Here is a 21,225-nt window from a genome sequence, read left to right as displayed (position 1 = left end):
ATGTATAAGCAGTTTTTTAAAAGGTTGCTAGATTTTCTCGTGGCGTCATTTGGCCTCTTTCTATTAAGCCCAATTTTTATTTTAGTTACAATAGGGTTATTTATTGCTAACGATGGTAAGCCTTTTTTCTTTCAGCGTCGTCCAGGTAAAGGAAGAAAGATATTTAGTATCGTTAAGTTCAAAACCATGAACGATAAAAAAGATGCACACGGAATTCTTTTATCAGATGCTGAACGACTCACCCCTGTAGGATCCTTTGTCCGAAAAACATCTTTAGATGAAATTCCACAATTGATTAATGTATTAAAAGGGGATATGTCTTTAATTGGTCCTCGGCCATTATTGGTTCAATATTTGCCATTGTATAACGAATATCAATCACGCCGACATGAGGTGAGACCCGGTATAACAGGATGGGCTCAGGTGAATGGCCGAAATGCGATATCTTGGAAGCAAAAATTTAATTACGATGTTTGGTATGTTGATAATATGTCATTAGCATTAGATATTAAGATTTTCTTTTTAACGATAAAAAAAGTATTTGTCAGAGAGGGAATCTCTGCTAAAGGACAAGCTACAATGGAGCCGTTTAAAGGAGATGAAATATAATGTTTTTTTATTATGCTGGGTAATAATGTATTTTTGTAAATAAGGTTAGGGTTAAAATTAGAAAGATGGGATCTAAAATTAGAGCTATAGAGTATTATCTTCCGGACAATAAAGTGACTAATCTGGATTTGTTAAGTAGGTTTTCTGACTATGACTTTGAAAAGTTTGAAAGTAAGGTTGGTATAAAAACTCGGTATTGGGCTTCTCAGCATGAAACCGCTCTTGATTTGGCCGTAAAAGCGTGTGAAAAACTTTTTCTAAGAGTAGATAAAAAGATCATAGATTATGTCATCTATTGTACCCAAAGTCCCGAGTACTTGTTACCGACTACCGCTTGTATTCTACAAGATAGACTTGGACTTTCGACAAATATAGGTGCTATTGATTATAATTTAGGTTGTTCTGGTTTTGTGTATGGCGTAAGTTTAGCAAAGGCACTAATTGAAAGTGGGCAAGTCGAAAATGTACTGTTAGTAACAGCAGAAACGTATTCAAAATACCTGCATCCTGAGGATAAATCGAATATGGCGATATTTGGTGACGGTGCTTCTGCCACGTTGATTGCTGTCAGTGACGAAGATATGATAGGTGACTTTTTATTTGGGACAGATGGTAGCGGATCAAATAAGCTTATTATAAAAAATGGAGCAAGTAAATATGCATTTGATCCGAACGCAACTTTACTTACTTATGGTAGCGATAATCATTATACTGATAATCACCTTTACATGAACGGTCCGGAAATATTTAATTTCACTTCTGAATATATACCTAAATTTACAGGGAATCTGCTCCATAGAAATAATTTATCGATTGAAAAGGTGGATTATTTTGTCTTTCATCAGGCAAATGCTTTTATGCTAGATTTTTTGCGTAAAAGAATTAAAGCGGAAAAGGATCAATTTTATATTAATTTAGAAGATGGGGGAAATACAGTTTCCAATACAATTCCCATTGCTTTAAAAAGGTTACTGAGTGATATTGCTATTGATAAAGAATATATTATTGCAATTGTGGGGTTTGGAGTGGGATTATCTTGGGCTGGTGGAATCATTAAGATAAATAATAAATTATAATAGAATGGAAAAACAGGAATTTTTAAAGAACCTACAGGAAGTCCTCGAGGTGGAGCAAACTTTAACTGTAGAAACTAATTTGAAAGATCTTGACGAGTGGGATTCAATGACTGCGATGTTGCTGATAGGTTATGTATCTGACGAGTTTGGTGTTACCTTGACGGGAGATAATATAGGTGAGATTTCAACAGTACAGAGTGTAATTGACTTTATCGGCGAGAGCAAATTTTCTTAAGATGTTGGAGGTTGAGTCAAAAAAAAATATTTTAGTTACAGGTGCGACATCCGGGATAGGAAAAGGGCTTGTAATCTCCTTACTTCAAGATCCAGAGAATATTGTTTATGGGATAGGAAGAGACGAGGAAAAGATATCGGGATTGCTAGATAAGCAAAACTTTAAGTTTATTGCTTACGACCTGACTGATATAAACAGTATAGAAAACATGTTTCGGGATAAATTTGAAAATGTCAAATTCGACGGTTTCGTGCATTGCGCTGGGATGGAAGAAACAATTCCAATTACACTTTACTCTCCGGAAAAGGTTTTACAGATATTTCAAATTAATGTTTTCTCTGCAATTGAGCTCTTAAGGCTTCTTTCTAAGAAGAAATATTCCGAGAACAATGCTAGTTTTGTTTTGTTGTCGTCGGTAATGGGTGAGTTAGGTCAGGCGGGGAAAGTCGGTTATTGCGCTTCTAAAGCCGCCTTATTAGGCGTCGTAAAATCATTGGCGTTAGAATTGGCGAAAAGAGAAATTCGTGTAAATGCCGTTTCTCCTGGAATTGTTAATACCCCATTGACGTCTCAACTATTTCAACAGCTTGATGCCAAAAACGTTGATCGAATAAAGGATATGCATCCAATGGGAATAGGGAAAGTTGATGATGTGGCTGATTTGCTTTGTTTTTTATTATCAGAGAAGGCGAGGTGGATTACAGGACAAAATTTGAAGATTGATGGCGGATATTCAGTACAATAGCAAAGAGATAGTGATTCTTGGTGCAGGTGGGCTCGGACGTGAAATACATTCGTGGATCCAAAATGATAAGAATACCACTTATAGGATTTCAGGATTTCGTGATGATAATTTTTCTTCATTGGATATGTATGGATTGAGAGATATGCTTTTGGGTTCGTTGTCATCTGTTGAAGATAGAGAGAATGTGTTGATTGGCATAATGGATTGTGATTTCAAATCATCTCTCTTTGAAAATCTTAAGAAAAAAAATCAGATTGAAATTTGCGGTTACATCCATGAATCAGTTATTGTTGGTATAAGAAGTAATTTTGGGGAGGGGGTAGTTTTGTTCCCTAAAGTTGTCATCTCATGTGATGTAGAAATAGGAGATGCTACTTTTATTAATTTAGGTAGCCAAATCGGACATGATGTTAGAATAGGTAATTGTGTTAGCATAATGCCTAATGTAGATCTTGGCGGTGGGGTAGTAATTGAAGATAATGTTTTTATAGGAACCGGGGCTACTATATTACCTGGGGTAAAAATTCCCGAAAATTCTAGAATAGGGGCAGGAAGTGTAGTTGTAAAATCTATCAAAAAGAGCGGAACATTTTTTGGCAACCCAGCTAGAAAGATATTTTAAATAGACTCATCGCCAAATTTTAAGAAATAGAAATTGATTTTATTTAAATACTGAAGTTTAATGGTATAAAGTGTTTTTTGTAATAGCATAAAAATTCATGTCAGAAAAAATATGGTTGTCTTCTCCACACATGGGGGGTAACGAATTAGAGTATATCCACGACGCATTTGATGCGAATTGGGTGGCGCCATTAGGGCCGAATGTTAATGGATTTGAAAATGATATAGAGTCGTTTTTGAATGCGGATGTGAAAGTAGCTGCCTTATCTGCTGGAACTGCAGCTTTACACTTGGCGCTAATAGAATGTGGGGTAGAGTATGGTGATGAAGTTATTTGTCAATCTATGACATTCTCGGCCTCAGCTAATCCAATCGCTTATCAGGGAGCCGTGCCGATATTTGTGGATTCCGAGCCAGATACATGGAACATCTGTCCGAACCATCTACGGAAAGCCATACGTGATCGATTTGCTAAGGGAAAGAAGCCTAAAGCTATTATCGTAGTGCATCTATACGGTATGCCAGCTAAAATGAATGAGATTTTGTCCGTAGCTAAGGAGTTTGATATCCCTGTCATCGAGGATGCAGCCGAAGCGCTTGGTTCAACATATAAAGGTCAAGCCTGTGGAACATTTGGGCGTTTTGGCATATTAAGTTTCAACGGAAATAAGATCATAACAACTTCAGGTGGAGGTGCTATGGTATGTCATTCGCAACAAGACAAAGACAAAGCCGTTTTTCTTTCGACCCAAGCAAGAGACGAAGCTCCGCATTACCAACACTCGCAAATTGGTTATAATTATCGGATGTCTAACATTTGTGCAGGTATTGGTCGGGGGCAGATGGAAGTCTTAGACGATCGTATTATCGCTCGTCGTAAAATGCACAAATTTTACACCGAATTATTTCAAGGTATTGACGGAGTCTCGGTATTTACAGAGCCATCTGACGACTACTTTTCTAACCATTGGCTGTCAGCCATCCTAATGGATCCAGCTAAAAGTGGGAAAACAAGAGAAGATTTACGTCTGGCATTTCTTGAGGATAATATAGAGTCGAGGCCGCTTTGGAAGCCCATGCACTTACAGCCGGTTTTTGCAAACAGTCCATATTATGGAGAAAAAGTGGCACAGCGTTTGTTTAATGAAGGACTTTGTTTACCTTCTGGATCAAACTTAACAGGTAGCGAAAGGAAAAGAATAGAAAGGGTCGTTACCAAGTTTTTTACTAAATCATAACATACGCTATAAGAATGCAGCTGTGTTCATAAAAAAAACACTACTTTTGTGCAAATCTGCATATATTGTGGACAGATTTTTGCTTTAGCAAGTTCAACGAAATAAAAAATCTATGTCTAAACGTTTTTTTGGTGCAATTTTGTCATTGCTCACCCTAACAATTTTGTTTTGTACTTCTTGTGCGAGCAAAAAAAATATGGTTTATTTTCAGCCGGATTCAGTGGAGCTGCATACCATGTATGAACTTAACGCCCCAAAATTGCAACCCGGCGATATCCTAGCTATTTCTGTAACCGCGGATGATGTACGTGCGACAATACCATTTAACCAGGTTTCGCCGTACCAAGGTGGCGGTGGTACCATACAAGCAACAAATCCTTTTATTCCTACTTATGCTATTGATGCTAACGGTGAGATCGATTTCCCCAAAGTAGGAAAGATCAAGCTGGCGGGTAAGACCCGCACGCAGGCCATGGATTTATTGCGGGGCGAAGTCGGTCGCTATATCTTGGATCCGGGGATTTCGATGGTGGTTCGCAATTTTCGTGTAACAGTGTTGGGAGAAGTACTACGCCCAGGAACATTTACGATAGAGAACGACCGCGTAACGATTTTAGAAGCCTTGGGGTTAGCAGGTGATATGACGATATACGGAGAGCGAAAAAATGTATTGGTCATCCGCGAACAAGATGGGAAAAAGGTAGAATTCCGCATAGACTTAACAAAGCGTGAAACGATGAATTCTCCCGCATACTACCTGACGCAAAATGATGTAGTGTACGTAGAGCCAAATGGTGCACGGATACAAAACTCGAAATATACGGCTACAACATCTATTTTTGTATCGGTCGTAGGTTTGATTGTCACGGTGATATCCGTGGTGACCCGCTAGCTAATTTAATCGAAGAAAAGAAGTAAGAGTATTTATGAAGAATAACGCTTATCCTAAAATAAAGGAATCGGACGACCAAGAGTTAAACCTCAAGCAGATTTTTGAACAATATGCCTTTTATTGGAAATGGTTCTTAATTTCGGTGCTCGTTTGCCTTTTCGCTGCCTTCGTGTATCTACGGTATGCTCAGAAAATTTACAATACCAGCGCGAAGATTCTCTTGCAGGATGAAAAGCAGGCATCTGGTGATATGGCGGGTCTAGCAGAATTAGCTACCATGACGGGAATGGGAAGTTCTTCTGCAGCTTTTGTAAATGACCAGATGGAGGTGTTGCGCTCTCGCAGGTTAATGCGGAAAGTGGTCGACACGAACCGCTTGTATCTTTCCTATTACTTGAAAGGAAACATAAAATCCACTGAATTGTTAGAAAGCCAGTCGCCTTTGAAAGTGCTACTGCTCGAGCCAAACCATGCCCGGTTGGATTCGGTAGGCTATACCTTTACTGTAACCAAGAAAGGCGATAATTATAAAATAAGGGATGAACGAAAAGGAGCGAGGGATTACACGCTAGGAAGTAAATTGGAGACACCGATTGGCCCAATCAGCTTGGTGCCACAAGGAAATATTAAGCTATGGGACGGTGATTTGCAGGTGAGCTATATTCCGGCAGATATCACGGTAGATATTCTAAGGAACGCGGTACAGATTACGCCGAATAAGGAAGCACAATCATTCCTAGTGAATTTCTCGATGGATTATCCATTGATTGCCAAATCGGAACTCATCTTAAACTCCCTAATAGAACAATATAACGAGGATGTTACCTCCGACAAGGCGCAGGTGACAATAGCTACCTCTAAGTTTATTACCTCCAGGTTGGAGCTTATCTCTAGAGACTTGGCAGAAGCAGATTCCAAAGTGGCGGATTTTAAAGACCGGAACAGCTTAATGGATATGCAGGAAGAGGCACGGCTCTACATGCAAAATGCAACGGAAAATGAGCAGAAGCTAGTAGAGTACCAAACACAGCTGAGTTTGGCGGATATGATGCGGGAAGCCACTTTAAGCACAGAATACAATTTACTGCCCTCGAATATTGGGCTAAGCGATCCATCGATACAAGCGAATATTACCAGTTACAATGAGTTGGTGCTCGAGCGGGACGATTTGTTGAAATCGGCTACGCCGGATAACCCTGTGGTACAGCAGCTAAACAATAATATCGCACAGATTAATAAAACGTTACAGCTATCGTTGGATAATTATCGAAAGGTTTTGCAGGGCAACGTAGATGCATTACAGGGTCAGAAAAGTAAGTTCGAGGGTAAACTCAACCAGTTACCGAACCAAGAGCGTGGCTTTAAGGATATTTCCCGGCAGCAACAAATTGTGGAAACCTTGTACCTCTTCTTGCTACAGAAACGGGAAGAAACGGAGATTAAAGCGGCAGCTACTCCGGCAAATTTGAAAATTGTGGATGAAGCCTACGGTTACAAGGCACCCGTAGCTCCTCGTAAAATGATTGTAATGCTCGGTGCCTTGATTATGGGCTTCTTGATTCCATTTGGTATTTTGTACATCAAGTTCTTACTCGACAACAAAATACACTCACGAAAAGATATCGAAGAAGCACTTCATGCGCCTATCTTGGGAGAAATCCCTGCCTCGGATCATCCGATTATTGAAGAGAACGATCGTTCTTCACTGGCCGAGGCCATTCGTATCTTACGGACGAATATCTCCTTTATGCTGGGGGCTAGTAAGAAAAGCGAATCGGCGGTCTTATATGTTACTTCCACCACTTCCGGCGAGGGCAAATCCTTTATCGCTACTAATTTGGCGAAAATCTTGTCCATGTCCGGCAAGAAAGTATTGCTGATCGGTGCGGATATCCGCTCACCCAAAGTATTGGATTACTTGGGGCTATCGCATTTGCAACATACGAATATCGGGATTACCCAATACCTCGTGAATCCAGAGATGTCAGTGTCCAACATCGTGATCCAGAAACCGGCTCCTTATAATTTTGATATTATTTATTCAGGTTATATCGCACCAAATCCTGCCGAGTTGCTCATGAATGGTCACTTTGCCGATTTGATTGCTTATGGTCGTATGCAGTACGATTATGTAATCGTGGATACGGCGCCGGTCAGCATGGTAACGGATACCTTGCTGATTGCCGAGCATGCGGATATGACTATTTATGTGACCCGTGCTAATTACTTAGATCGACGTTTATTGAATATTCCAAAAGAACTCTATGAAGAGGGCAAATTAACGAATATGGCCGTTGTCGTCAACGATGTAGACTTTAAGCGTGGTTATGGCTACGGTTACGGCTATGGTTACGGTTATGGCGAAACGCAGGAAGTTTCCTTGCGTAAGCGGCTTTGGAATATCATCAAAGGCAAGAGTAATAAGCCGAAGATTAGGGGCTAAATTAAAATCCCGGTGTTATGGAAGGCATCGGGATTTTTTATTATTTTTACGCTATGAGGACCTTAAGACAAGATTTAGTGCTCCGAAAGGTTGGAGACGATTATATCATGGTAGATCCCGGGCAAGGGATGGTAGATCTTTCTAAAGTTCATACGCTGAACGAAACCGCCGCATGGCTCTGGGAAAATCTAACTGGAAAAGATGTCACCGTGGAACGGGTTGCAGGCTTATTATGTGAACGCTTTGAGGTTACACAGGAGCGGGCAACTTCTGACGCACTTGCGCTAATTCGGGAATTTGAAGTTGCTGGCCTATTTGAAGCATAGCATATAGGCGAAGAAACGATGAAAATTAACCCCCGAACAACCTTAACAAGTCTCTTTTATGAAATCGCTGGATTGCAATTGGAATTGCGATTATCTCCAACAGTGAATGTGGATATGCTCTTGCCCTCATTTACGGGGTTTCGCATCAATGTTGCCAACGATCGAATCCCGGCTGCTACCGTAACGTTGTTAGAAAGTGAACCCCCTGAAGAAAACGAAATGGGTGTTCTGAGAAGTGATATTTCTGTTGTCTGGGGAGATAATTTTCGCTTTTACGAACGTGAAAATACGTTTGTCACGCAAATTAAACATCCGGTGAAGGAGATGCAATGGGTGATGGAGAGTACACGCGACTTTAAAGAGTCGGTCATTTATGGTAACGCTAAGGATCCGCGAATGGGAGAGTTAGTCAGTTGGCTTTTAATGGTCGTCTTTGGACAGGCGGGTCTGCAATATCAACTCATATTGATCCATGCGTCGGTTATTGCGCACCGAGCAGAACATGGGGTAGCGTTTTTGGGGAAAAGCGGTACGGGAAAAAGTACGCATAGTAAGCTTTGGCTACAACATATCCCAGAGACAGCCCTGCTGAATGATGATAATCCGGCTGTGCGTATCGAAGATAATGATCAAGTGTTTATATACGGTACGCCTTGGAGCGGAAAAACGCCTTGTTACAAAAATAGCAAAGTCGAGTTGAAGGCTTTTGTGCGTTTGGAACAGGCTCCATACAATAGATTTACAAAGCAAGAAAACATGCATAGTTTGATTGCCGTTCTGCCGAGCTGCACAGCTATCCGTTGGAATAAGACATTGTTCCAGACGATGACAAATACACTTTCGCGAATAGTTGGCAAAGTCATGGTCGGACAGCTTGAGTGTCTTCCGGATGCGCAGGCGGCCTATATGTCGTCAAAAGCGGTTTTCGGAAGTAAAGCCGCTGGACATACTGGCGAAAATTAATACATAACCAATACATTCTTAAAATCTACCTTTTTTTGCTTGAATCTTGTTTTTTGAATTGTTGGCGTAAAAAATGTAATATTTTTTATTTATGTTTAGAAAACAATGACGGACAAGCTAAGAGATATATTTTTTGAGCTGTTGAAAATGGGGCTTTGGGGAAAGGGTGAACTTTCCGTAGGCAATCCCTTGTCTGAAGAAGATTGGTCCTTGCTTTATCAATATGCCTTGAACCATACGGTAGAAGGCGTTGTTTTCGAGAGTTTTCCGTTGTTAAAAGAAGCACAATTACCTCCTTTGGTGGTACGCCTAAAATGGACGGCGCGCGTTGATCAGATCGAACGCCACAATATCCGTATGAATGAGGTAATAGCAGCGCAATACGTGTCCTTTGTAAAGCAGGGTGTGTCTCCGATTTTGTTAAAAGGACAAGGGGTTGCGCAGTGGTATCCAAATCCGTTGCGGCGAACCTCTGGCGATATAGATTGGTGTTTTAACAGCGGAGGATACCAAAAGGCTGAAAAGTTCGTGCGGGAAAAAGGGCTTTCGGTACACTCCCCTTTTGGTTTTAGTTTAGATTATGACTGGGCGGGCATTCACATAGAGCATCATAGCCGCGTTTTCGATCTCAAGAACCCTTTTTTGACAGCTTATTTGAAAAAGTTGTTAGCAGATTCTCCCTTGGATACGATGCAGGTCAATGGGCAAGAAGTTGCGCTATTAAATCCTTTGTTGCAGATCTTTCAGGTCAATGTACATATTTTAAAGCATTTGCTGGGTTTTGGTGTAGGCTTGCGGCAGATTTGTGATGCTGCGGTATTGTATAAGGCTTACAAGCATAGAATTGATGGGGCTATTTTGCGTGAAATGTATAAAAAGGCTGGGATTCTGAAATGGGTTCATCAGCTGCATCGTATATTAATACATTATATTGGCCTCTCTGAAGATGATCTTCCGTTTCCGCTTCCAAACGATAGAAGGGCAGACTGGATGATGGACGAAATTTGGCAGTCAGGAAATTTCGGGTTCTATGACGCCCGTTTTGCGGAAGGAAAGGTTTCTTTCGTTTCTGTTCAGCCGGATGGTTTAAAGCGGTTGTGGAGAAGTGTACGTCTCTACTTTCCCTATGCTCCCGCAGAGGCTCTCTTCTTTCCGATTCGGCGCGCTACTGCTCGAATAACGGCCTTGTTTTCCGCCCAATGATAGTTAGGCCTTTGCGCGCTTATTTCTTTAATCTTCTTTTTCTCGCAGCCCTTTAAAATTAGCTAATAACATTATTTCTCCTATCGTTTACTTTTCTGGTAAGCCTCCCTGTCCTACACTATAATTACAGCCATTTTGAACTACGAATTCAAAAAAAATAAAAACGTTAAAACAATTTAACATTTCGAATGTTTTGTAGTTGTCTGTGAGGATATTATAAACGTGATTGTGAAGAAGCATGGACATTTTAATGAAAATTTAGTGTGTATTTCGATATGCTTCTTTCGAAGTTTATCAGGTACATGTGAGGCATTTGTAGGGGCTAAATTTTTATTTAAATAATGAATTGCAGAGTTTTTAAAAAGTTCTGCTAACCGCTATAAATATGATACTAGTCATCTATAAATTAAATAATGTAATATGGAAACAAAAACAAGAGAAGTATACGTAGCGCCTCAGGTCGAGATGCACGTAATTGAGTTGGAACAAGGCATTGCCGCCAGCTCTGTAAGTAGTAGTGCCCCCGAAGTGGAAGGGCATGGTAACGGTACGGACCAAAGCAGTTGGAGTGATTTTTAAATAAAGTTAAATAATGAATAAGAAGTTATGAATAAATCTTATAGAAACTTAACGAAAAAATTCCTCATCGGTACGTCAATAGCCATGGGGATAGTATTTATGGCGGGATGCGCCAAGGATGCCAAACAAGATATCAAGGAACAAGAGGTTGGGGGTACACGGGTTGTGCTACGTGTAGGCGATATAGATTATGGGAAAGGAGGACCAGCATTAAAAGGAAAAGCGGGGCAGACCGCGTCGGTTTCTTCTGCCAATAAGATAGAAATATTGGAAAGCGACGGTTTTGAGGTACTGGTCTCCCAAAGAGAAAAAGGGGGGAAGAGTTCTAAAATGATCGGAAGTCGACGGAACAGCGGCGGATCTACTAATGGGTTACGAGCGGAAGCGATGGAAGAAGGCTTTAATTACCGCATTTTCATCAAAGAGCAAGGTGCTACAACGGGTTTTATTTCGGAGCAATTTGTTTCGGGTGAGACCGGTTCCCTTCCTGTTGAAAAAGGGAAAATTTACGAATGGTATGCGCTCTCTTATAACAGTACAGACGAGGTTCCGGAAGGTGATGAAAATGGACAGGTGACGGTTATAGCGGGAGACGGGCTACTTTATGCGGCGGGCATATTTGAAGTGGAAAATGCCGACGGTGATGTGGTGGTTCCTTTGACAATTACGTTTAAACCCCGGTTGACACGTTTGGTGATCGAATTAAATACGATGGGGATGTTTGCGCCTATGGCAGGAGCCGATGTTTCGGTATCGGGGTTATATGTGGCGCCTGAAGCTATTGATATAGTGACGGGTCATTTTGTTGGTGATACAACCGAGAACCTGTCTGTAGCATATGAGGATTTCACGGATATCGCAGGAGCAGGAGGGCAGCGAAAGGTGCTGACTACATCCGTTGCGGCGAATGCTGCCGATGGCATCAGCGTTACCGTCTCCGGCTTGCAGATAACGTTGGACGATGGATCGACTAGAGATTTTGGTACCAAGGCTATCGTGCATCAATTTACACCGGAACATGGTATGGAACAGGAGATGCTGTTCGGGTTTATAGAATCGGCATTGACAACAGATCGAAGTGGTGTAGAAGTTCAATGGGCAAGATCGAACCTGTATTACGAGAGCGGAGAATTTAATCCATACCGCTTTTTTCACACCAATCCGTTTATAACGGCTTCAAACACTGAAGACGCGAACAAGAGCTTTTTCTCTTTCAGAGGCCATATTCCGCGTCAGTTTGCAAGTGCAAATGAGGCGCAACAATTAGATCCATGTGCTTTGGTATATCCGGCGGGCCGCTGGAAAACGCCGACAGATGTAGAACTTCGTTCGTTGACATCAACCTCAGGGCTCATCGGTGATTTGTTAGGCGATATATTAAGTGTCGTTTTTCCGGAACCTGGAACACCGGGCGCTAGTTTCGGCAGTAATTATATCGAATATGTACCGTCTGCTGGTTCCGATCCAGCTTATGGTTCGGCAACCTCTGCAACCAACAGATTACGTTTTCCGTATAATGGTTTACAGACACAGCTATCGGCTGTTTCAGGGTTAGTGACCCTTTCCTTGGGAAATGTCGGAGAAACGGCGGCGCTTTGGTCAAGTGACCGTGTGGCAGATCTTGCTCTTATAGAAGTAGGGGCATGGGGATATTTGGGCGCTACTGCTCCGGCTCAATTAGGTATTCCGCCGAGAGCAGCGAGAGCCATCGCAGGACGGAGTGCGGGAGTCTTGAATCTGGATGTCCTAAACCTAGGCTTATTAGGTTCGGGTTTCCAAAATGTGCGGTGTACGCGAAATGCGAGCTGGGATCCTACCGCTGCGGGTTATGATCCGAATCCAGATCTCTCTGCATTATAGTTACAGGACAAATTGATTAATATCGATTATTTTATGATAAAAGGCCATCCATCAGCTATCGGGTGGCCTTTTTTGTTCGCATATTGGTATAAGTAACAAATCTAACTATTAATTTTACCGTGTTATGAATATAATGTCGCTAACGAAAAGAGTGCTGTATGGTACGATACTCATCTTATTAATTACAGTTTCCTGTGGTCACCCTCGGGAGGGAAAATCTGTGCAAAATGGAAATGTAAGTGCAGCGGGTGAAGTGATGTCATCAATCCCTGCCGAAAGACTACTCCGATATTGGGATGCTTTTAACTTTAAAGCGAAGGTACAGACCAACAATTCCGATGACGTAGAGCAGAAACTGGTGGACTTTATTGCGCTGTTTGCCACCGTGCCAGATACCGTTGTGCAGGTTGCCGTACATGGCATGCTGGACGATGCATCTGTAGAACCGCAAAATTTCGCTTATTTTGTAGATAGATATAGCCATTATCTGTATGATCCAAATTCGCCGATGCGCAATGAGGGATATTATGAGCAGGTTTTGACATATCTGGTAGCGTATCAAACACTGCCAGAGGAAGAAAGAAGTAAATATGCCGTACGGTTGGAGCTTATACGTAAAAATCAAGTCGGAACAGTGGCAACAGATTTTGAATATTTGGCTAAAGATGGGAAATACCGAAGAATGCACGAAGGAACGAAACCATATAAGTTGCTCGTGTTCTATGATCCGACTTGTACACAATGTGCCGCGCTGATGCTAGATCTAGCACAGACACCTGCGGTACATAATTGTATAACGAATGGTTTTTTAGAAATTGTATCGGTAAGTTTGTATCCGAATAAGGATAGCTGGATGGGATATCAAAAACGAATACCGGATAATTGGATCAACGGCTGGGATGAAAAAGGACATATTATCCACGATGGTTTGTATAACATAAGGGCCTATCCAACCATCTTTTTACTAAATAATGCAAATACAGTGTTATTGAAAGACGCGCCACTCGACGTCACTTTACGTTATTTGGCAAATGTAGTTTCTCATTCATAGCAAATTAGTGGAGATGAATTATACGCAACCTGTCAGGTTAGAAAATGAAGCATTTTTTTACTTGGTCGAGCAACGGCTCGAACAAGGCGATCAGGTATGGATTCCCGTGCGGGGCAAAAGTATGGAGCCTTTCCTGCGAGAAAGTGATGAGGTGCTATTACAAACAGCAAATGGAGCAGAAATCGCTATTGGCGATATCGTGTTGGCAAGATGGAAGCAACGCTATGTGCTACACCGGGTGGTACGGAAAAAAGCAAACTACTTTTGGCTTGTGGGCGATAACAACCTGGTGCAGCTAGAAGAGATCGCTTTAAAAGATTTTATAGCGGTATTATCCGCTGCACGTCGTTCCGAAAAAAAGTTACGTGTGTCAAGTCGCCTGAATAAGAAACTGGGGGTAATATGGTATCATCTGCGTTTGCCTCGGCGTGTGGTGGTAGCGATGAAGCGTCTTGTGTTAAGAATTTTACGAATTACGAATAAAATTGGAGCATAAACTAGCGTATCAAATCAAATGGGCATGGTCTTTTTCGAAACCTTATCGGGAAGCTTTGCTACTTTATTTTCTGTTGGAGCTGATCGCTCTGGGGCTATCTTTACTATTTATCTACTACTCGAAACATGCTATTGACTACGCGATTGCGGGGGATACGGCACGCATGAAGCACGCATTATGGTTGGCGGTATGGAGTATATTGGGCGGTCAGGGAGCAAGTTTATACGCTTCTTGGGTAAACGATCGTATGCGTTCGCGGATGTTGGTGAGTTTACAGCAAGATGTAGTGGACGCACAGATGCATGCAACATGGCGGGTAGTGAAGAATTGGCCTACGGGGGATGTTATGGTGCGTGTCAATACAGATTGTCAAGAAGTCGTACAGATGATCGGCACGACAGCAGTAGATGCTATGGTGACTGTTTTCCGGTTGCTGTCGGCTTTTGGATTCTTATGGATGATGGATCCGATGTTAGCCGTTTTAATACTTTGTATTTCCCCATTGGTGGTGTTTTCTAAATTGTATTTTAAAAAGTTAAGAAACATGAACCAACAACTGAAACGTGCTGAAAGTAACTTGGGAAATGTCGTTCAGGAGAATATGCGCTTTCGTTTGGTAATTCGTGCTTTAGGACTGGAGCGGATCCGGAAGCAAAAGGTAACGGAGAGTCAGAAAGCTATTTATGCGATGAAAATGCGTGTCTTAAATTTCTCTACCGTTTCAAAAGGTATTTTGCGCTTTACCGTGAACACAGGTTTTTTACTAACGTTTGTCTGGGGGATCTTTCGTTTGCATGCAGGAGAGATTACATTTGGTACCATGTCGGCCTTCCTGCAATTGGTTGGTCGTATTCAAGGACCTGTTTTGACATTAATGGGGTTTGTTCCCACATTTATTCGATTCCGTACAGCGTTGGAGCGGGTCGATGAAATGCTGCAGTCGGAAAAGGAGGAAAAGGTAGCGGCAGAATATCTGCCTGCCATACAGCATGTGCGCTTACGGGGTGTCGGCTTCCGTTATGAGGATAAGGGAGTGCTTGATCAGTTTAATGCAGATTTCGTTCGTGGAAAACCTACAGCAGTGGTAGGGGCAAGTGGGAAGGGGAAAACAACGCTTATTCGTTTGCTACTCTGTCTGCTTCGGCCCGATAGCGGTCTCTTGCAGCTCCATACGGATGGACGTGAAATCCCGCTGAGTAGCGCACATCGTACTAATTTTGCTTACGTACCACAAGGTGATAAGCTTTTTAGTGGAACGATACGCGAAAATCTACAGGTAAATAGGCTGCCTGTTTCGGAAGAACGTATTCGGGAAGTATTGGTGACGAGCTGTGCGCTTTTTGTGTATGATTTGCCCGATGGACTGGATACGGTGGTTGGAGAATCCGGTTACGGTCTCTCTGAAGGGCAAGCACAACGCATAGCTGTGGCAAGGGCACTCTTGCAGGACTGTGCTGTTTGGCTGTTTGATGAGGTGACTTCTGCCCTTGATCCTTCTACGGGTACGGAGTTGACGGAACGTTTAATAAAAGTTGGTCAAGATAAGATAATGATTTTCGTAACCCACGACAGGATGTTAATTGAACGTTGCAGCCAAGTGGTTTACATTTCGTAAGCGGACGGAATGGAAGCAAGACTGTTTACGAAGTTTATTTTAAGGAGGTTTCCTTACGTAAACGGCTTTGGAATATCATCAATGGCAAGAGCAATAAGCCCAAACTTAGAGGGTAACTTACATAAGTTGTGGGGTTGTACGATTTTTTGTTAACTTTGTTACGGTGGTAACGGTTGCCGTCGTAACAAAGATCAAGACACCATGAAGTTTTACAATAGAACTAGTGAATTAGCCGAACTGCAACGGATACAACGTTTGTCCGTAAAGGAAGGTTCTCGTTTTACGGTGGTGACAGGAAGGAGGCGTATTGGTAAGACGAGTCTGATAATGAAAGCTGCGGAAGGTCAACCGACGGTTTATTTGTTTGTGGGTCGGAAGAATGAGGCGACGCTATGTACAGAGTTTATACCGTTGATCAGCCAGTCGCTCAATACCTTTGTGCCTGCTGAGATCCAGACTTTTCGCTCCTTGTTCCAATATGTGATGGAACTAGCCACGCAAAGACCCTTTAACCTGATTATCGACGAATTTCAGGAATTTTACAACATCAACGAGTCGATATATAGCGATATGCAAAATATCTGGGATAGCTATCGTAAGAAGACCTATATGAACCTGATCGTGTCGGGTTCGGTATATTCGCTGATGGAAAGGATCTTTCAGAACAGTAAAGAACCGTTGTTTGGTCGGGCGGATAATATCATGAAGCTGGGGGCTTTTGATATAGCTACGCTGAAAGAGATTATGCAGGATTACAGACCAGGCTACAGCAATGATGACCTACTCGCATTATACACTTTTACCGGTGGTATCCCTAAATACGTCGAATTGTTCTGTGACAACGATATGCTCGGTGTTGACGACATGATTTCCTTTATGGTGCGAGAGAATTCCTCTTTTACGGACGAGGGAAAAAACCTATTGGTTGAAGAGTTCGGCAAAAATTATGCTACATACTTCTCTATACTGAGTGCGATATCGGGAGGAATCAATACACAGCCCGAAATAGAGGCTGCTTTGGGCGATAAAAGTATTGGTGGGCAGATCAAGCGCCTAATCGATGATTACCATATCATTGTACGGCAGCGGCCGATATTGGCTAAAGAAGGGAGTCAAACCGTGCGTTACGAAATTCTGGATAATTTTATCCGTTTCTGGTTTAATTATTTTGACCGTTATCGCTCCCTGATCGAGATCAAAAATTTTGCAGCGCTACAGCAGCTTATTCGTTCGGATTATCCCATTTATTCAGGAATCATGCTGGAGCGTTACTTTAAACAGCAGTTTGCGGAAAGCTTGCAGTACAAGATAATCGGATCGTGGTGGGAACCGAAAGGCCATGCGTATGAAATTGATATCGTTGGATTGAAGTTGGAGAAAAATAAGGCTGTGGCTGCCGAGGTAAAAAGGCAACGAAAGAATTTTAAACCAGACTTACTGACAGCTAAAGTAGAGCGACTAAAAAATAAGTTGTTGGCGAAGTATGAGGTTGAAATGCGCTGTCTGACTTTGGAGGATATGTAGTTTCAAAAATCAAATATATGAAATATATACACGTAAGACTTCTAATTCTAGCTTTGTTATTCGCGAAAGCAGGTATATCGCAGATACATTACCAACCTTATTCCTACGAGCAGTATCAGCGGAACATGGGGCAGCTATACGCAGATAGTTTAACCCATACCGCTGTAAAGCCTTTTGTGGGAACAAACATAGACCCGCGGCACACCATCACGCAACGGGATACCACCCGAAGCTGGGGACACCGCAAGCTTTTTCAGGAGCATTTGATTGAAGTCGCGAAAGACGATCATACGTTTTATCTGGATTTTATGCCTGACTTTATAGTCGGGGCAGAACGCGGTACAAACAGCAAAACCTTATGGACAAATACACGTGGTGCACAAGCAGGGCTTTCGGTGAATAATAAGTTTTCGTTGTTCGTGAGTTTCTACGAGAATCAGGCGCGCTACGCGAGCTTTATTGATAGTACAGCTTTAGGGATCGGTAATTTGCCGGGACAGGGTTTTTCTAAAAACTTAAATACCGGAAAATACGATTGGATGAATGCCACAGCGAACATAAGCTATCATTTTGCGGACGCATTGCAGGTAAGTGTAGCCTATGATAAACTCCATATCGGCGAAGGATATCGATCGACCCTAATCTCCGATAACCCGTACAACTTCTCGCATGCACGCTTGTCGGGTAAGGTGGGGCGTTGGCAATACCATTCAATATGGGCGTATATGAACGATTTGAGAAACCCCCGTATAGCCGACGCGCAGGATCCTTTTTCAGATCGCCTAGGGAACGGTGTCAAATACGGTGCTTTCCAGTATGTGGATTACCTGGCAGGGGAAAAGGTGTCTCTTGGGCTCTTCCATTCCTTGATATGGGCGCAGAACAATCAAGGCACGGGTGGAAAAGCAAATGGTGGTTTAGGACTAAATGTGAAATACCAACCTTGGAAAAAATATATCTTTTATGGGCAGCTATATGCAGATGATATCTCCAAGTTTGGTTTTGGAAGCAGCGATAACCATCGGACGGCTTTTCAACTGGGTGGAAAGACGTATGATTTGTTTGATGTAGAAAACCTGAATGTGACGGTAGAGTATAACCAGGCGGCTCCTTATACGTATCAGCATCCGAACAACCGAATCAATTATACGAGTAACGGGGAAGCTTTAGCGCATCCGAGAGGTGCCAATTTCCGGGAAGCACTGGGAATTGCAACGTATCGTTGGAACCGGTGGGAGGTTTATGGCCAGGCAATGTATGCGCGCTACGGATTGGATCCAACGGATAGCGATAATGTAGGTGTAGACCTGTTTAAAGAGGACGTGACAGAAGACGGTTTCCACATAGGGCAAGGAAACTTAAATAACTTGTTTTACCACGAGCTCCGTTTCTCGTATGTGATGAATCCTAAGTATAACTTGCGTTGGGAATTGGGTTTAATTGATCGTCGTAACAAAAATACGGTGACGGGCGATTACCAGCATGCGATGATTTTTACTTTTGGTCTGCGCTCGTCTTTCCGGACATTCCAACGGGAATATTAGGTAGGTTACATAGTATTGGCCGACGTGTTTCCACATCGGCCAGTTTAATGGACAATCAGCAAAGTTATTCTACCGTTACTGATTTCGCCAAGTTCCGCGGCTTATCCACATCAAGTTGCAATTCTACGCCGATATAATAGGACAGTAGCTGCAAAGGAATGACAGCCAATAAAGGCGAAATCAACTCGTCCGACTTTGGTACGGTCAATACATCTTCCGCGAGCTGCTCAGCTACGGTATCCCCTTCGGATACAACAGCGATTAAGCGACCTTTTCGGGCCCGAATTTCTTGCATATTGCTCACGACCTTTTCGTAGAACGGATCCTGTGTAGCCACGAACACAACGGGCAGAGTTTCATCAACCAAAGCAATCGGACCGTGTTTCATTTCTGCCGCTGGATAACCTTCGGCGTGTATGTAGGAAATTTCTTTTAATTTCAAGGCGCCCTCTAGCGCAATAGGGAAATTATAGCCTCTGCCTAAGAATAGAAAATCGCGTGCATCTTTGTATTTCGTAGCAACCTGCTTAATATTTTCCAATTGGTTGTCTAATATCCACTGCACTTGTTCGGGAACGGCATGCAGAGCGGCGGTTAACTCCTGCAAACGGGCTGTACTGATGGTACCTTTCATCGCTCCAAGTTTGAGTGCGAAGAGCTCCAACACGACAAGCTGGGCGGTAAAGGCTTTGGTGCTCGCCACGCCGATCTCCGGGCCAGCGTGCGTATAGGCACCCGCATCGGCCATACGCGCGATAGAAGATCCGACGACATTTACGATACCGAAAATAGTCGCCCCTTGTTTTTTAGCATTTTCCAGCGCGACCAATGTGTCGGCGGTTTCGCCACTCTGGGATACGGCGATAATCACATCGCTTTCATCGATAATCGGATTGCGGTAGCGGAATTCTGACGCGTATTCGACCTCCACGTTTACACGGCAAAGCTCTTCGATCAGGTATTCGGCTAAAAGACCGGCATGCCAGCTGGTGCCGCAGGCTACAATGATGATACGACGTGCCGTTAACAATTTATCCTTAATCGTCTCGAGTCCACTTAAGGTCAACAGGGTCTGTTCCACATCCAGCCGCCCCCGGAAGGAATCGAATATGGTTTGTGGCTGTTCGAAAATTTCTTTCAGCATGAAATGCTCATAGCCACCTTTTTCAATGGCGGCCAAATCTAAGTCCAGGCGTTGTACGAACGGTGTTAATTTTTCATTAACTAAATTCTTCAGAATAAGTTCGTCTGGACGGACGATGACCATTTCGTAGTCATTTATATACACGACGTCTTTCGTATAGGCCAACATCGGTGAAGCATCTGATCCTAGGAAATGTTCGTTTTCGCCGACGCCAATCACTAAAGGAGATCCTTTCCGGGCGGCGATGATGGTATCGGGCATTTCGTTGTCCAGAAGTAGAATCACATAAGCACCGGTAATACGCTTCAAAGCTACCCGGACAGCTTCCTCCAACGAGCAGTTGTTGTGAAGGCGTATGTCGGATATAAAATTAACCAATACTTCGGAATCGGTATCACTCTTAAAGGTATAGCCTTTCTTCTCCAATTCGGCCTTCAATTGGGCATAGTTTTCGATAATGCCATTATGGATCATGGCAATAGAACCGTCGTTGGAAAGGTGGGGGTGCGCATTTCGGTCGCAAGGTTCACCGTGCGTAGCCCAACGCGTGTGGCCGATACCGATTGTGGAGAGCGGTTGTTGTTCGCCGACCAACCCTTCCAAAGCGGCAACCTTACCTTCTTTTTTAAACACTTGAAGATTGTTATCCACAAGGAGGGCGACACCAGCACTGTCGTACCCTCTATATTCCAGACGCTGCAAGCCGGATATGAGTATTGGGTAAGCGGGTTTGCTACCTACGTAGCCTACGATTCCACACATAAATTTTATTGTTGTTTGTTTAGATAATTCAAATTTGTTTTAACTTTTTTACATGCGTCATGGCAAGAACTATGCCATGGCATTATTCCTCTCCAATCTGGATAAATTAATTTTTCGTACCTTTGTCAACATGAAGGAACACAGAAAGCTGCTAACAACGAGATTTCTTTTTTTCCTGCTTCATCTGAGAACGCTCAGGACAGTGAAGTTGTCACCCCCTTCAAACCTATAATCCGCTCAATATAAATCATATTGAAAGTCAGTGCACTTTTTTAAGTAAAAGTCATCTGGGACTTTAT

The 21,225-nt window shown here is 42.6% G+C and carries 19 protein-coding genes; 18 read left to right on the top strand and 1 reads right to left on the bottom strand.

Going from position 1 to position 21,225, the window contains the following annotated elements; all coding sequences use genetic code 11:
• The 18 genes from EWE74_RS16320 (at position 1) to EWE74_RS16240 (ending at position 19,020) form a co-directional block, all read left to right on the top strand.
• Positions 1-609 (top strand): sugar transferase, encoded by a 609-nt coding sequence (locus tag EWE74_RS16320; protein ID WP_130142699.1) that lies wholly within the window; start codon positions 1-3, stop codon positions 607-609.
• Between the two features lie 65 nt (positions 610-674).
• Positions 675-1,685, top strand: coding sequence for a 3-oxoacyl-ACP synthase III family protein (locus EWE74_RS16315; RefSeq protein ID WP_130142698.1), 1,011 nt, complete (start codon positions 675-677; stop codon positions 1,683-1,685).
• A gap of 4 nt (positions 1,686-1,689) precedes the next feature.
• Positions 1,690-1,920 carry an acyl carrier protein gene (locus tag EWE74_RS16310; RefSeq protein ID WP_130142697.1) on the top strand — a complete coding sequence of 77 codons (231 nt, stop codon included), beginning with the start codon at positions 1,690-1,692 and terminating at the stop codon, positions 1,918-1,920.
• Between the two features lies 1 nt (position 1,921).
• Positions 1,922-2,665 (top strand): SDR family NAD(P)-dependent oxidoreductase, encoded by a 744-nt coding sequence (locus EWE74_RS16305; RefSeq protein WP_130142695.1) that lies wholly within the window; start codon positions 1,922-1,924, stop codon positions 2,663-2,665.
• Entirely contained in the window at positions 2,643-3,287 is a 645-nt protein-coding gene (locus EWE74_RS16300; protein WP_130142693.1) for an acetyltransferase, read from the top strand. Before EWE74_RS16305 ends, EWE74_RS16300 begins: the two co-directional genes overlap by 23 nt.
• A 97-nt stretch (positions 3,288-3,384) precedes the next feature.
• Positions 3,385-4,524 carry an aminotransferase class I/II-fold pyridoxal phosphate-dependent enzyme gene (locus tag EWE74_RS16295; RefSeq protein WP_130142692.1) on the top strand — a complete coding sequence of 380 codons (1,140 nt, stop codon included), beginning with the start codon at positions 3,385-3,387 and terminating at the stop codon, positions 4,522-4,524.
• Positions 4,525-4,720: 196 nt separating this feature from the next.
• Positions 4,721-5,416 (top strand): polysaccharide biosynthesis/export family protein, encoded by a 696-nt coding sequence (locus EWE74_RS16290; protein ID WP_239018687.1) that lies wholly within the window; start codon positions 4,721-4,723, stop codon positions 5,414-5,416.
• Between the two features lie 34 nt (positions 5,417-5,450).
• Positions 5,451-7,859 (top strand): GumC family protein, encoded by a 2,409-nt coding sequence (locus EWE74_RS16285; protein ID WP_130142688.1) that lies wholly within the window; start codon positions 5,451-5,453, stop codon positions 7,857-7,859.
• 53 nt (positions 7,860-7,912) lie between these two features.
• Entirely contained in the window at positions 7,913-8,185 is a 273-nt protein-coding gene (locus tag EWE74_RS16280) for a PqqD family protein (protein ID WP_130142686.1), read from the top strand.
• An 18-nt stretch (positions 8,186-8,203) separates the two neighbouring features.
• The gene (locus EWE74_RS16275; protein WP_130142684.1) at positions 8,204-9,148 is read left to right on the top strand and encodes a hypothetical protein; all 945 of its coding nucleotides are present in this window, start codon (positions 8,204-8,206) and stop codon (positions 9,146-9,148) included.
• Between the two features lie 105 nt (positions 9,149-9,253).
• Positions 9,254-10,351 (top strand): nucleotidyltransferase family protein, encoded by a 1,098-nt coding sequence (locus EWE74_RS16270; RefSeq protein WP_130142682.1) that lies wholly within the window; start codon positions 9,254-9,256, stop codon positions 10,349-10,351.
• A gap of 420 nt (positions 10,352-10,771) precedes the next feature.
• A complete protein-coding gene (locus EWE74_RS21125; protein WP_165384747.1) occupies positions 10,772-10,930 on the top strand; it encodes a hypothetical protein in 159 nt (52 codons plus the stop codon).
• Positions 10,931-10,957: 27 nt separating this feature from the next.
• The gene (locus EWE74_RS16265) at positions 10,958-12,790 is read left to right on the top strand and encodes a hypothetical protein (RefSeq protein ID WP_130142680.1); all 1,833 of its coding nucleotides are present in this window, start codon (positions 10,958-10,960) and stop codon (positions 12,788-12,790) included.
• Between the two features lie 124 nt (positions 12,791-12,914).
• The gene (locus tag EWE74_RS16260) at positions 12,915-13,841 is read left to right on the top strand and encodes a DUF5106 domain-containing protein (protein ID WP_130142679.1); all 927 of its coding nucleotides are present in this window, start codon (positions 12,915-12,917) and stop codon (positions 13,839-13,841) included.
• A 13-nt stretch (positions 13,842-13,854) separates the two neighbouring features.
• Positions 13,855-14,337: a S24/S26 family peptidase gene (locus tag EWE74_RS16255; RefSeq protein ID WP_130142677.1), complete on the top strand. Its 483-nt coding sequence runs from the start codon at positions 13,855-13,857 to the stop codon at positions 14,335-14,337.
• Positions 14,327-15,952 carry an ABC transporter ATP-binding protein gene (locus EWE74_RS16250; protein ID WP_130142676.1) on the top strand — a complete coding sequence of 542 codons (1,626 nt, stop codon included), beginning with the start codon at positions 14,327-14,329 and terminating at the stop codon, positions 15,950-15,952. Before EWE74_RS16255 ends, EWE74_RS16250 begins: the two co-directional genes overlap by 11 nt.
• 201 nt (positions 15,953-16,153) lie before the next feature.
• Positions 16,154-17,476 carry an ATP-binding protein gene (locus EWE74_RS16245; RefSeq protein WP_130142673.1) on the top strand — a complete coding sequence of 441 codons (1,323 nt, stop codon included), beginning with the start codon at positions 16,154-16,156 and terminating at the stop codon, positions 17,474-17,476.
• A 17-nt stretch (positions 17,477-17,493) separates the two neighbouring features.
• On the top strand, positions 17,494-19,020 hold the full coding sequence (locus tag EWE74_RS16240; protein WP_130142672.1) for a gliding motility protein RemB: 1,527 nt from the start codon (positions 17,494-17,496) through the stop codon (positions 19,018-19,020).
• Between the two features lie 64 nt (positions 19,021-19,084).
• Here the strand turns inward: EWE74_RS16240 and glmS are convergent, their stop codons facing one another.
• Positions 19,085-20,926, bottom strand: coding sequence for a glutamine--fructose-6-phosphate transaminase (isomerizing) (glmS, locus tag EWE74_RS16235; RefSeq protein WP_130142670.1), 1,842 nt, complete (start codon positions 20,924-20,926; stop codon positions 19,085-19,087).
• Between the last annotated feature and the right edge of the window lie 299 nt (positions 20,927-21,225).

Origin of the sequence: Sphingobacterium corticibacterium (assembly GCF_004208525.1) — a bacterium.
Lineage (GTDB): Bacteria > Bacteroidota > Bacteroidia > Sphingobacteriales > Sphingobacteriaceae > Sphingobacterium > Sphingobacterium corticibacterium.
This window is presented reverse-complemented; position numbering and strand designations above follow the sequence as displayed.